General features: G+C 70.7%; 13 protein-coding genes. All 13 read right to left on the minus strand.

All coding sequences use genetic code 11. The annotated features are described in order from the left end of the window. Window positions 1–433, minus strand: a 433-nt coding sequence (nusB, locus tag ACWGIU_RS16420; RefSeq protein ID WP_453706375.1) for a transcription antitermination factor NusB, incomplete at its 3' end; no start/stop codon positions are given. 3 nt (window positions 434–436) lie between these two features. Further along, entirely contained in the window at window positions 437–1,006 is a 570-nt protein-coding gene (gene efp, locus ACWGIU_RS16425) for an elongation factor P (protein WP_453706377.1), read from the minus strand. A 58-nt stretch (window positions 1,007–1,064) separates the two neighbouring features. Then, the gene (locus tag ACWGIU_RS16430) at window positions 1,065–2,171 is read right to left on the minus strand and encodes an aminopeptidase P family protein (RefSeq protein WP_453706379.1); all 1,107 of its coding nucleotides are present in this window, start codon (window positions 2,169–2,171) and stop codon (window positions 1,065–1,067) included. A gap of 76 nt (window positions 2,172–2,247) precedes the next feature. Next, complete coding sequence (locus tag ACWGIU_RS16435) at window positions 2,248–3,057, minus strand: AAA family ATPase (RefSeq protein WP_453706397.1); 810 nt, start codon at window positions 3,055–3,057, stop codon at window positions 2,248–2,250. 92 nt (window positions 3,058–3,149) lie between these two features. Further along, window positions 3,150–3,590 (minus strand): type II 3-dehydroquinate dehydratase, encoded by a 441-nt coding sequence (gene aroQ, locus ACWGIU_RS16440; RefSeq protein ID WP_453706381.1) that lies wholly within the window; start codon window positions 3,588–3,590, stop codon window positions 3,150–3,152. Next, window positions 3,587–4,678 (minus strand): 3-dehydroquinate synthase, encoded by a 1,092-nt coding sequence (gene aroB, locus ACWGIU_RS16445; protein WP_453706383.1) that lies wholly within the window; start codon window positions 4,676–4,678, stop codon window positions 3,587–3,589. Before aroB ends, aroQ begins: the two co-directional genes overlap by 4 nt. Next, complete coding sequence (locus ACWGIU_RS16450) at window positions 4,675–5,193, minus strand: shikimate kinase (RefSeq protein ID WP_453706385.1); 519 nt, start codon at window positions 5,191–5,193, stop codon at window positions 4,675–4,677. The genes aroB and ACWGIU_RS16450 overlap by 4 nt, the downstream gene beginning before the upstream one ends. Then, window positions 5,190–6,374, minus strand: coding sequence for a chorismate synthase (aroC, locus tag ACWGIU_RS16455; protein WP_453706387.1), 1,185 nt, complete (start codon window positions 6,372–6,374; stop codon window positions 5,190–5,192). The genes ACWGIU_RS16450 and aroC overlap by 4 nt, the downstream gene beginning before the upstream one ends. A 132-nt stretch (window positions 6,375–6,506) precedes the next feature. Continuing rightward, window positions 6,507–6,698, minus strand: a complete 192-nt coding sequence (locus ACWGIU_RS16460; protein WP_453706389.1) for a hypothetical protein — start codon at window positions 6,696–6,698, stop codon at window positions 6,507–6,509. Between the two features lie 32 nt (window positions 6,699–6,730). After that, window positions 6,731–7,555, minus strand: coding sequence for a shikimate dehydrogenase (locus ACWGIU_RS16465; RefSeq protein WP_453706391.1), 825 nt, complete (start codon window positions 7,553–7,555; stop codon window positions 6,731–6,733). A 6-nt stretch (window positions 7,556–7,561) separates the two neighbouring features. Further along, window positions 7,562–9,358, minus strand: coding sequence for an endolytic transglycosylase MltG (gene mltG, locus ACWGIU_RS16470; protein WP_453706393.1), 1,797 nt, complete (start codon window positions 9,356–9,358; stop codon window positions 7,562–7,564). A gap of 128 nt (window positions 9,359–9,486) precedes the next feature. Beyond that, a complete protein-coding gene (gene ruvX, locus ACWGIU_RS16475) occupies window positions 9,487–9,957 on the minus strand; it encodes a Holliday junction resolvase RuvX (RefSeq protein ID WP_030009552.1) in 471 nt (156 codons plus the stop codon). A gap of 2 nt (window positions 9,958–9,959) precedes the next feature. Beyond that, the coding region (locus ACWGIU_RS16480) for a DHHA1 domain-containing protein (protein ID WP_453706395.1) at window positions 9,960–11,120 on the minus strand (1,161 nt) is incomplete at its 5' end.

Raw genomic sequence — 11,120 nt, forward strand, 5'->3', positions numbered from 1 at the left:
AGCTCTCGCTGCGCCGCAGGCTCGGCTTCAGGTCCTTGAAGCGGGCCAGCAGCCCGTTCACGAACGAGGGGGACTCGTCCGTCGAGAACTCCTTGGCCAGCTGGACGGCCTCGTCGATCGCCACGGCGTCCGGGGTGTCGTCCGCCCAGATCAGCTCGTAGGCACCGAGCCGCAGGATGTTCCGGTCCGCGACCGGCATGCGGTCGAGGTCCCAGTCCACGGCGTAGGTGATGATCAGATCGTCGATGCGGTTCACCTTGTCGGCGTAACCCTCGACGAGGTCCATCGTGAAGGCGCTGACCGGCGGCTGCCGGTCGTCCGACCGTGCGTGGCGGATCCAGTCCGCGAGAACCTCGCGCACGGGTACGTCGCGCTGGTCCGCCTCGAAGAGGATCTGGAAGGCGCGCTTGCGCGCATTGCTCCGAGCAGCCACGGGTTAGTTGCCGCTCTTCCGGCCGAGGTAGTCGCTGGTGCGGGTGTCGACCTTGACCGTCTCGCCGGTGGTGACGAAGAGCGGGACCTGGATCTCGTAGCCGGTCTCCAGGGTGGCGGGCTTGGTGCCGCCGGTGGAGCGGTCACCCTGCACGCCCGGGTCGGTGTGCTCGATCTTGAGCTCGACCGCGGCCGGGAGCTCGACGTAGAGCACCTCGCCCTCGTGCTGGGCGACAGAGGCGGTGAAGCCCTCGATCAGGAAGTTGGCGGCGTCACCGACGGCCTTCTTGTCCACCATCAGCTGGTCGAAGGTGGACATGTCCATGAAGACGAAGTACTCGCCGTCCATGTACGAGAACTGCATGTCACGGCGGTCGATGGTGGCCGTCTCGACCTTGGTACCGGCGTTGAACGTCTTGTCGACGACCTTGCCGGACATCACGCTCTTCAGCTTGGTACGCACGAAGGCCGGGCCCTTGCCGGGCTTGACGTGCTGGAACTCGACGACGGACCAGAGCTGGCCCCCGTCGAGCTTCAGCACCATGCCGTTCTTGAGGTCGTTCGTGGAAGCCACGGTTGCGGAATCTCCTGCACTGGAAGACCACGGGTGCGCGCACAGCCGGCAGAGCCGGCTAGAGCGCGAGCAGCTCCTTGGTCGTAATGGTGAGTAGCTCGGGACCGCCGTCCGCCTCGGGGCGTACGACGAGCGTGTCATCGATCCGGACACCTCCCCGGCCCGGGAGGTGAACCCCCGGTTCGACGGTGACCGGCACGCAAGCGTCCAGTTTACCCATTGCCGTAGGTGCAAGCTGCGGGTCCTCGTCGATTTCGAGGCCCACACCGTGTCCGGTCCACGGAGCGAGGGCTTCCGAGTGGCCCGCGGAGTCCAGGACCGACCGTGCGGCATGGTCCACGTCCCGGTACGCCGCCCCGGGCAGCAGGGCCTCGCGTCCGGCGCGCTGGGCGGTGAAGACGAGGTCGTACAGCTCGATCTGCCAGTCGGCCGGGCTGGTGCCGATCACGAAGGTCCGGCCGATCTCGCACCGGTAGCCGCGGTAGTTGGCGCCCAGACAGACCGTGAGGAAGTCGCCCTCCTCCACCCTGCGGTCGGAGGGCCGGTGCCGGGAGCAACCGGAGTGCGGGCCGGTGCCGACGGAGGTCGGGAAGGCCGGGCCGTCCGCCCCGTGGTCGACGAGCCTGCGCTCCAGCTCCAGGGCGAGGTGCCGCTCGGTGCGCCCGACGAGGATGGACTCCAGCAGCTCCCCGAGGGCCTGGTCGGCGATCTCCGCGGCGATCCGCAGGCAGGCGATCTCCTCCTCGTCCTTGACGAGGCGCTGCTGCTCGACGGCGGTGCCGAGGTCGGTGAGGCGCAGTGTGGGCGCGACGGAGCGCAGGGCCCGGTGCCTGCCGACGGTGAGGTGGTGTTCCTCCACGGCGAGCGAGTCGGCTCGTAGCGAGGCGGCCAGATCGGCGGCCGCGACGGCCGGGTCACCGCCGGGTCTGCCCAGGACGGAGGCGTTCAGGTGCTCGTCGAGGCGGCCCTCGTCGGCCTCGCCGGTGGGCGCTCCGGCGCAGAAGAGCCTGTCCTCGGTGGGCCCGACGAGCAGCGCCGCGCCGAGCGGGGACGCCCCGGAGAGGTAGCGGACGTTCGCCGGACGCGTGATCAGTGCGGCGGCGTTCCCCGCGGCGGCGCATCGGTCGCGAAGCAGGTCCCGGCGGGCGGCGTACACGTCTGACATGTCTTCGAGCGTACGATCGCCCCGCCGATCCGGCCCGGCGAGCGGGTCCGGACGGACCCCGGCGCGCGGAGAGCCCCTACTGGCCGGGCCGGCCGCCAGGGGCGGACAGGGCGCGGGCCAGGGCCTCGTCGAGGGCGCGGGCGGTGCCTTCGACGTCGAGGTGGGAGTTGTCGATGATCGGCAGTCCGGAGCCGTACCATCCGGCCATCCGGCCGTGGATCCGCGCGACCTCCTCGTCGGAGAGCCGGCGGTTGCCGGAGCGGGCCGCGTTGCGCTCCAGGACGATCTCCAGGCCGGGCAGCAGTACCACGGGCAGCAGCGTGGGGCCCACGTGCCGCTTCCAGCCGCCCAGTCCGACCACGGGCCGGTCGGGGAAGACGGCGTCGTCCAGGATGCAGGAGATGCCGTTCGCCAGGTAGTTGCGGGCGGCGAAGCCGCAGGTACGGCGGGCGAGCCGGTACTGGGCCTCGGAGTGCTCGTTCCAGCCCGCCTGGGGGTCCGCGAAGCCGGAGCAGACCCATTCGCGGACGTCGTCCAGGCTGACGTGGGCGGTCGGCACGGGCCGGCCGGCGGCCCAGTGCCGGGCAACCGTGGTCTTACCGGCGCCGGCCGGGCCGATCAGCAGTACGGCCAGGACGGCCCCGCCGGTGCCGGGCACGGCGGGAGGCAGCGGGATGTGCCCGGTGGCCTCCGGCACGGCGGGCACCGGCTGCGAGGGATACGACGGCTGCTGCTGATGGGGCTGGTGGGGCTGCTGAGGTGGAGACTGCGGCGGGGGTGAACCCGGCCAGCCGTGCGCCGGGGGTATCGGCGGCTGCGGGGGCGCCGACGGGCGCGATCCCGGCTGCCACCGGCCCGCGCCCCCGCCCCCCACTCCGTGCTGCATCCGCTGCCACTCCGTCTCGTTCAAGCGACTGATGCGAGAACGTTATATGACTGCCGGGGCCCGACCGTCCACCAGCGCCGTCAGGCAGAGTGTCAGGCGGAGATCTCGTCCGCCAGTGCCCGCAGCGCCAGTCGGTACGAACCGATGCCGAAGCCCGCCACCGTTCCGGTCGCCACGGCGGCGATGACCGACGTGTGGCGGAACTCCTCGCGCGCGTACGGGTTCGAGATGTGCACCTCGATCAGCGGCGCCGTGCGCTGCGCGGCCGCGTCCCGCATGCCGTACGAGTAGTGGGTGAAGGCCCCCGGGTTGATGACCACGGGGATCTTCCCGTCGGCCGCCTCGTGCAGCCAGCGGATCAGCTCGCCCTCGTCGTTGGTCTCGCGGACCTCGACGTCGAAGCCGAGCTCCTCGCCCAGCGAGCGGCAGCTCTCCACCAGTCCGGTGTACGAGGTGGCCCCGTACACATCGGGCTCGCGCGAGCCGAGCCGTCCCAGGTTCGGGCCGTTCAGCACGAGGACGCGGCGGCTCACGCCGACACCTCGCCGTAGGCGGCCACCAGGTGCGCCGGGTCGGGACCCTCCAGGACGGTCGGCTTGGCCAGCCCGTCGAGGACGATGAAGCGCAGCAGGTTCCCGCGGGACTTCTTGTCGACCTGCATGGTCTGGAGCAGCTTGGACCACTGGTCGCCGCGGTAGGTCAGCGGCAGCCCGACCGAGGCGAGGACCGCCTTGTGCCGGTCGGCCGTCGCGTCGTCGAGCCGGCCCGCGAGCCGGCCGAGTTCGGCGGCGAAGACCATGCCGACGGACACGGCCGCGCCGTGCCGCCACTTGTAGCGCTCGTTCTTCTCGATGGCGTGCGCGAGGGTGTGACCGTAGTTGAGGATCTCGCGGAGTCCCGACTCCTTGAGGTCGCTGGAGACCACGTCGGCCTTGACCTGGATGGAGCGGACGATGAGCTCGGCGGTGTGCGGGCCCTCGGGCGTACGGGCCGCCGCCGGGTCCTCCTCGATCAGGTCGAGGATCGCCGGGTCAGAGATGAACCCGGCCTTGATGATCTCGGCGAGGCCGCTGACGTAGTCGTTGACCGGCAGCGAGTCCAGCGCCGCCAGGTCGCACAGCACGCCGGCCGGCGGGTGGAAGGCGCCGACCAGGTTCTTGCCCTCGGCGGTGTTGATGCCGGTCTTGCCGCCGACCGCCGCGTCCACCATCGCCAGGACGGTGGTCGGTACGGCGACCCAGCGCACCCCGCGCAGCCAGGTGGCCGCGACGAAGCCGGCGAGGTCGGTGGTGGCTCCCCCACCGACACCGACGATCACATCGGTGCGGGTGAAGCCGGACTGGCCGAGGGCCTTCCAGCAGTAGGCGGCCACCTCGACCGTCTTGGCCTCCTCGGCGTTCGGCACCTGGATGGCGACCGCCTCGTAGCCCTGTTCGGCCAGGTCGTCGCGCAGCGCCTCACCGGTCGAGGCCAGCGCCTCGGGGTGGATCACGGCGACCCGCTGGGCCTTGGTGCCGATCAGGGAGCCGAGCTCGCCGAGCAGCTGCCGCCCGACGAGCACGTCGTACGCGTCGTGTCCGGCGCCGCCGCCGACGTGGATCCGCGTCACCTGGTCTGTCATACGTCCTTCAACTCCAGAGCGTCGAGGACCGCCTGGGCGACCTCTTCGGGGGTGCGGTCGTCGGTGGCCACCACGACGCGCGCGACTTCGGTGTACAGGGGGCGGCGGGCGTCCATCAGCTCGCGCCACTGGCGGCGCGGGTTGACCGCCAGGAGCGGACGCGCGGTGTTCAGCCCGACCCGCCTGACCGCCTCGTCCACGTCCATCGAGAGGTAGACGACGGCATGGTCCGCGAGCAGTTCGCGGGTCGTCGCGTCGAGGACGGCGCCGCCGCCGAGGGAGAGGACACCGGCGTGCCCGGCGACGGCGGCGGCGACCGCCTGCCGCTCCAGGTCACGGAAGTACGGCTCGCCCTCGTCGACGAAGATGTCGGAGATCTCCCGGCCCTGGGCCGAGACGATGTCGGCGTCGGTGTCCCGGTAGGGCACGCCGAGCCGTTCGGCGAGCAGCGCCCCCACCGTGGACTTGCCGGACCCCATCGGGCCGACGAGGACGACCAGTGGCCCGGCCGTCACCGGATCTGCAGGTTGTCGAGGTACGACCGGACATTGCGGCGGGTCTCCGCAACGGAGTCACCACCGAACTTCTCGACGACCGCATCGGCCAGCACCAGCGCCACCATCGCCTCCGCGACGATGCCCGCAGCCGGCACCGCACACACGTCCGAACGCTGGTGATGCGCCACCGCCGCCTCACCCGTGACCACGTCCACGGTCGCCAGGGCCTTCGGAACCGTCGCGATCGGCTTCATCGCCGCACGCACCCGCAACAGCTCACCCGTCGTCAGACCACCCTCCGTACCACCCGAACGCCCCGACGTACGCCGCAGACCCTCCGGCGTCGCGACGATCTCGTCGTGCGCCTTCGAACCCGGCACCCGCGCGAGCTCGAAACCGTCACCGACCTCGACCCCCTTGATCGCCTGGATACCCATCAGCGCAGCCGCCAGACGCGCGTCCAGACGACGGTCCCAGTGAACATGCGACCCCAGACCCACCGGCACCCCGTACGCCAGCACCTCCACCACACCACCCAGGGTGTCGCCGTCCTTGTGGGCCTGGTCGATCTCCGCGACCATCGCCTTGCTCGCGTCCGCGTCGAGACAGCGCACCGGATCGGCATCCAGCCTCTCCACATCCGCAGGCGTCGGGTACACGCCGTACGGAGCCTTCGCGGAAGCCAGTTCCACCACATGCGAGACGATCTCGATGCCCGCGACCTCCTTCACGAAGGACCGGGCGACCGCACCGAGCGCCACCCGGGCAGCCGTCTCACGGGCGCTGGCACGCTCCAGAATCGGACGGGCCTCCGAGAAACCGTACTTCTGCATCCCCGCCAGGTCCGCGTGACCCGGCCGCGGGCGCGTCAGCGCCGCGTTACGGCCGGTCTCCTTGAGGAGCGACGGGTCGACCGGATCGGCCGACATCACCGTCTCCCACTTGGGCCACTCCGTATTACCGATCATGACCGCGATCGGCGAACCCTGCGACAGCCCGTGCCGGACACCACCGAGGAAGGTGACCTCGTCCTGCTCGAACTTCATCCGGGCACCGCGGCCGTAACCCAGCCGGCGCCGGGCCAAGTGGTCGGCCACCAGCCCGGTGGTGACGGGGACGCCGGCGGGAAGGCCCTCCAGCGTCGCCACCAGTGCCGGCCCGTGGGACTCCCCGGCGGTCAGCCAACGCAACCTGCTCAACGATGCTCCTCATGCTCGCGCCTGGTACAGCGACGGCGCGATCGGGTGCGCGGCCCGGACCCGCCTCACCCGATCCTCCCATGTCCGGAGGGGTTTACCGGGCCTCGGTCCAGCTGTCGGACGCCTGAGGCGTCAGCGGGCCCGCCGGCCGCGCTCGCGCTGCCAGGTGATCCCGTACCAGAGGATGACGGAACCGAAGAGTCCGATGATGAGCGCCTTGGCCCACAGGGGCAGGCCGCCGAACGCCACCCTGGCCATGGTGAAGACGACGAAGGGGAGGTCCCACTTCGACGCGAGTACCTGGTCCGCGCTGTCCCCGTCCATGCCGCCCCCCTGTGAATAAGCAGGTGGAAAGCCTAACGGGCGGCGATCGCCCGCTCTCCTGCGGCCCTCATGGCGGCGAGCGGGCCCGGGGCCCGGCCGGTCATCCGCTCCACCTGGAGCACGGCCTGGTGGACGAGGAGGTCGAGTCCGCCGACGACCTGCCCGCCCTGCCGCGACCAGGCAGCGGCCAGCACGGTCGGCCAGGGGTCGTAGAGGACGTCGAAGAGGGTGCCCGCCCCTTCGGGTACGGACGCCGCGAGGGCGTCGGTCGTACCGGCCGGGGTGGTCGCGATCACCAGCGGCGCGGACAGTGCCGCGGCCGCCTCGGACCAGTCGGCCGTGCGGACGGGCACACCGAGCCGCTCGCCCCACTGCCGCATCTCGTCCGCGCGGGCCGCCGAGCGGACGTACGCCGTCACCTCGCCGGAGCAGATCCGCGCGAGCGCGGCGAGCGCCGAGGAGGCGGTGGCCCCGGCGCCGAGGATCGCGGCGGAGGGCACCTTCTCGACGCCGCGCTCGTGGAGCGCGGCGACGATGCCGGGGATGTCGGTGTTGTCGCCGAGGCGCCGGCCGTCCTCGGTGAAGACGACCGTGTTGACCGTCTCGACGGAGGCGGCCGTGTCGCTGATGTCGTCCAGCAGCGGGATGATCGCCCGCTTGAGCGGCATGGTCAGGGACAGCCCGGCCCACTCGGGGCCGAGCCCTGCCACGAACTGCGGGAGCGCGGCCTCGTCGATCTCGAAGCGGTCGTACGACCAGTCGTCGAGGCCGAGCTCCTGATAAGCGGCGCGGTGCAGCACCGGTGAGAGGGAGTGCTCAATGGGCGAACCCAACACCGCGGCCCTTATGCGTGACATGTTCTGCTATCCGCCGTTCTTCTGCTTCTGCCGTTCCTGGAACTCGTTGGCCAGCTTCGTGTGCTCTTCGTAGGTCTTGGTGAAGGTCGTCGTGTTGCCGTCGACCGACACGAAGAACATCCAGCCGCCGTGGTCCGGGCTGAGCGTAGCGGTCAGGGCGTCCAGGCCCGGGTTGTTGATCGGGCCGGTGGGCAGTCCCCTGACGAAGTGCGTGTTGTAGGGGTGGTCGAAGGCCTGGGCTTCCTTCAGATTGAAGTTGATCTCGCTCTGGTTCTTGACGTAGTTGTACGTCGAGTCGAACTGGAGCTTCTGGTTCGTGATGTCGTTGGTCTTCTTGAGGCGGTTGTAGACCACCTCGGCCATCTTCCGGAAGTCGTCGTGGTTCTTGCCCTCGGCGTTGACGAGGCTGGCGACCGTGACCACCTGGAGCGGATTCTCCAGGCCCAGTTCCTTGGCCTTGCCCTCGATGCCCAGCTCCGCGTACTTGTCGGTCGCGTTCTTGACCATCTGCTTGAGCAGCGAGTCGGGAGTGCTGTCCTTGCTGAGGTCGTAGCGCGCCGGGTACAGGAAGCCTTCGAGCGGGTCGATGAGCTTCGGATCGGTGTTCGCCCAGGCCGGCAGGCCGAGGTTCTTGACCTCGCGCTTGGCCGTCTCGGCGGTGGTGCCCTCCTGCTGGCCCAGCTTCTTGTCGATGGCCGCGTACACCGCGGAGTTGCGCATGCCTTCGGTGACCGTGATGACGTTCAGCTTCGAGGGGTCGCTCATCACCTCGACCGCGGACGCGGCCGACATCTTCTTCCGGAGCGGGTAGACACCGGCCTGGATGGCCTTGCCGGGAGGGAGCTTGGCCGCGGCGTCGGCGAACGCCTGCCCGCTGGCGACGACGCCCGCCTTCTTGAGGATCAGGCCCATCTGCATGAGGCCCGAACCCTTGGGGATCTCGACCTCGACGATCTCGCCGGTGCCGTCGCCCGCGAAGTCCTCGGCCGAGGCGAACCTGGCCTTGATGTAGTTGTAGCCGTAGTAGCCGCCACCGCCGACCACGCCGAGGATGACGACCGCGGCGACCAGGCAGGCCATGCCGCTGCGCTTCTTGGGCTTGCCGCCCTTGGAGCGGCCGCCTCGACGGCCGTCACCGTCGTCGTCGCCGTCGTCGCCGTCACGGCCTCCACCGGCCGTGAGCAGGCCCTCCTCCGGCTCCTCCGCAGGCTCCGGCTCCTCGACGGGCTCCGGCTCCAGGTGCCGCCGGCCCGGCGGCTGCGGCGGCGCGTAGGCGTCCTGCGTGCTGTAGCGGTCGGGCGCCTCACCGGGGTAGCCCGCCACGGGCTGCTGGGTGTAGGGGTCCACGCCGGCGTACGGGCCGGTCTGCACCGCCGCCGTGTACTGGCCCTGCCCGGTGTCCCAGCCCTGGCTGTCGTACACCGGCTGCTGCGGGCGCTGCTGCTGCGGCGGCTGCGGCTGCGGCTGCTGGACATAGCCCTGCGGCTGCTCGGCGTACTGCTGCTGCGGGTACTGGCCCTGCATGTACTGCTGCTGCGCCTGCTGCGGGTACTGCCCCTGCTGCGGGTACTGCTGCTGCGGATACTGCGGCTGCGGCTGCTGGTACTCCGGGTACTGCTGGTACTGCTGCTGGGGGTACTGCTGCTGGTACTGCGGCTCCTGTGGGTACTCCTGCTGCTGCGGGGCACCGGCGTAAGGCACCTGGCCCTGCTGGGTCTGGTGCCCGGTCCACCCTGGGTCCCCGTACAGGGGGTCCTCAGGGTGCCAGGGTTCGGGGCCACGGCCCCGGCCATACTCAGTCATCGGTCCCCTAGAGCCGCGAGACGGAGGCCACGGACTCCGTCGTCCTTGGCACCCGGTTCCGCCTCTTTGACGGTGGGCGACGGCTGTTCGAATGCCGTCTCATCGCGCGGAACGTTACCGTATCGCGATCAGACAACCACTTCGACGCACTCACCAGGCGGATTACCTGATACCCGTTCGGTCTCAAGAGCGTTCTGAAGGATCACCACAGCGGCTGCCTGGTCGATGACCGACCGGCCCTTCTTGGCGTTCTTGCCGGAGGCCCGCAGGCCCTGTGCGGCGGTGACCGTGGTCATCCGCTCGTCCACCAGCCGGACCGTCACGGGCTTGATGCCCTTGGCGAGTTCGTTCGCGAAGGCGCGCACCTTGACCGCGGCCGGCCCCTCCCGCCCGCTGAGCGAGCGGGGAAGGCCGACCACGACTTCGAGGGGCTCGTACTCCTCGACGAGCTGCCGCAGCCGCCGGTGGGCGAAGGGGATGTCCCGGCCCGGAACGGTCTCCACCGGTGTGGCCAGGACCCCGTCGGGGTCGCACGAGGCGACCCCGATGCGGGCGTCACCGACGTCGATGGCGAGCCGGCGGCCGCGGCGCAGAGTCATCGTCAGACCGTCTCGACGACGAGGCGCTCGACGGCGCTGATGGCCTCCGGAACGGCGGCCGGGTTCTGGCCGCCGCCCTGGGCGACGTCCGGCTTGCCGCCACCGCCGCCACCGAGGGTCTTGGCGGCCATCCGGACCAGGTCGCCCGCCTTGAGGCCGCGCTCGCGGGCGGCCTCGTTGGTGGCGATGACGGTCAGCGGGCGGTCACCGGTCACGGTGAACAGGGCCACGACGACCGGGCGGTCGCCCTGGATGCGGCCGCGGACGTCCAGGACCAGCTTGCGCAGGTCGTCGGCACCGGTACCGTCCGGCACCTGGCCGACGACGAGCGCGACGCCACGGATGTCCTGGGCGTTCTCGGCGAGACCGGCGGCGGCCTGCAGGACCTTCTCCGCGCGGAACTTCTCGATCTCCTTCTCGGCGTCCTTCAGCTTGCCGAGCATGGAGGCGATCTTCTCCGGCAGTTCCTCCGGACGGCCCTTGACCAGCTCCTGGAGCTGGGCGACGACCGTGTGCTCCTTGGCGAGGAAGTTGTACGCGTCCACGCCCACCAGGGCCTCGACGCGGCGCACGCCGGAGCCGATGGAGGACTCGCCGAGCAGCTTCACCAGACCCAGCTGGGAGGTGTTGCCGACGTGGGTGCCGCCGCACAGCTCCTTGGAGAAGTCGCCGATGGTCACGACGCGCACGCGCTCGCCGTACTTCTCGCCGAACTCGGCGATGGCGCCCTGCTTCTTGGCCTCGTCGATGCTCATGATCTCGGCGGTGACGTCGAGCTCGCGCGACAGCACGTCGTTGATCTTCTGCTCGACGTCGGTGAGGACCGTGCCGGGGACGGCGTTCGGGGAACCGAAGTCGAAGCGGAAGCGGCCGGGGCTGTTCTCGGAACCGGCCTGGGCGGCCGTCGGGCCGAGGGCGTCACGCAGCGCCTGGTGGGTCAGGTGCGTGGCCGAGTGGGCGCGGGCGATGGCCCGGCGGCGGTGGATGTCGATGGCGGCGTACGCGGAGGCGCCCACCGTAACCTCGCCGACCTGGACGGAGCCCTTGTGCACGGAGACGCCGGGGACCGGCTGCTGCACGTCGCGGACGACGATGACGGCGCCGGAGTCGAGCTTGATGCGGCCCTGGTCGGCGAGCTGGCCGCCGCCTTCGGCGTAGAAGGG

The sequence above is a fragment of the Streptomyces sp. NPDC054840 genome (assembly GCF_053611065.1).